Source organism: Moorena sp. SIO3I6, from assembly GCF_010672095.1.
The window spans coordinates 1-1,599 of the sequence record NZ_JAAHHU010001177.1 but is presented as its reverse complement, the minus strand read 5'-3'; the positions used below and the strand labels follow the sequence as shown (position 1 = coordinate 1,599).

At 46.4% G+C, this 1,599-nt stretch carries 2 protein-coding genes; both read left to right on the top strand.

Translation table 11 applies throughout. The annotated features are described in order from the left end of the window. Positions 1–469 precede the first annotated feature (469 nt). A complete protein-coding gene (locus F6K49_RS47425; protein WP_075900172.1) occupies positions 470–901 on the top strand; it encodes an NfeD family protein in 432 nt (143 codons plus the stop codon). Between the two features lie 307 nt (positions 902–1,208). Beyond that, a partial coding sequence (locus tag F6K49_RS47420) for a paraslipin (RefSeq protein WP_293109483.1) occupies positions 1,209–1,599 on the top strand: 391 nt, incomplete at its 3' end.

The following is a 1,599-nucleotide window of genomic DNA, read 5'->3' as shown; positions in this document are numbered from 1 at the left end:
ATTAAGAGCTAACCGCCACCTACTAACTAAAAATAGAACTTTTTTGTTTGTATTGTTCCGGCTAGGAGACGAAATCTTAGGATAGGGTCGCCTTTGTGGTCAGCAGGCTATGCAGATGCATGGTTAAAACTTTTTGATTAAGGCGACCCTATCCTTACGGTAACTTCATGCGTAGGGGCATCTCGTGTCGTCAATAAAGCTTGCCGAACGCGCCCCGCGTGGCCTACGGCCTTGTATCCGTTCCCGTTGGGTGGAGTTGGCAAGAAGCCTACACTGACTCTGCGAGTTAAGTGTAGGAGTATGTCACAAGAGGGGTTGTTTGAGCTTTTAAACATTTTCTCTCAAATTTGTCTAGTAGATTCAAGAAAATTAACATAACTCAGCAACGAGCGATCTTTGTCTGACCTCAGACAAAATAAATTAGAGTTACCCGCAACTACTTACCCGATACCCTGTATATTATGAGCCGATGGTAAGTTCCTCGATGCTTTGGCTAATTGCCGGGTCAATGCTGTGCTTAGTCGAGCTGTTTGTGCCAACAGCATTTGTTGCTTTCATAATGGGCATCAGTGCTTTGGTGGTAGCATTTTTGATCTCGATTTTGCCCATATCTTATACCCTACAAGTGGGGTTATGGTTGCTGCTTTCCACTGCTTCAGTCTTTTTATCCCGTCGCCTGATGCCCCCTGCTAGAGTGGGCAAAAATTTGGATGCGATGGAAGCTCAAACCTTGACAGAAATTCTGCCGGGGGGAACTGGACGGGTACTCTATGAAGGCAACTCATGGCGTGCCCGTTGTGAAGACTATGCAGATGCGATCGCATCCAACCAAAAAGTCTACGTAGTGCGCAGGGAAGGCACTACCCTGATTGTTGTGCCTCATCACCTATTGCACGACTGAAGCTGATCTACCATGGGTGCTCTGCCAGCTTCAGGGGATAGTGATGGGTTAATAGGGTGATGGAGTAATAGAGTCAACGTTAGATCTATTAGTCCCCCTAGTTACTAGTTTTTGGGAGTCTCCCTGCTCACCGGGTCCAGTATTTTTTGACAAAAGATACGTGGAACAGTCAGGTTGGACAGAGGGTCATAAAGTCAGCTTCAAGCACTTGAGAATCAGACTAAATCAGTTTTCTGCCCTCCCCCACCCATCCGCTCCTCTTCTAACAACAAATTTGTAAAACACTACCCGAAAGGGAGGAAAGAGCGTGTCACAGTGGTTTTTGCTTGTCTTTTTGGCTTTGGGCGGTTCAAGTCTTCTCGGTTCCGTCAAGATTATTAATCAAGGAAACCAAGCCTTAGTGGAACGATTAGGAAAATATAGTGGCAAAAAACTCGAACCTGGGCTCAACTTTGTCATTCCCGTGATTGAGCGAGTGGTTTACCAGCAAACCATTCGGGAAAAAGTCCTTGATGTGCCACCTCAGCCTTGTATCACCTCCGACAATGTTTCCATTACCGTTGACGCTGTAGTTTACTGGCGGATCATGGATATGGAGAAAGCTTACTATAAGGTTGAAGACCTGCGCTCCGCCATGCAGAACTTGGTGCTAACCCAGATTCGAGCCGAAATGGGGAAACTGGAACTGGATCAAACCT

Excerpts from the sequence above, each read along its gene's own strand:
- F6K49_RS47425 (WP_075900172.1), top strand. The coding sequence starts at position 470 with ATGGTAAGTTCCTCGATGCTTTGGCTAATTGCCGGGTCAATGCTGTGC.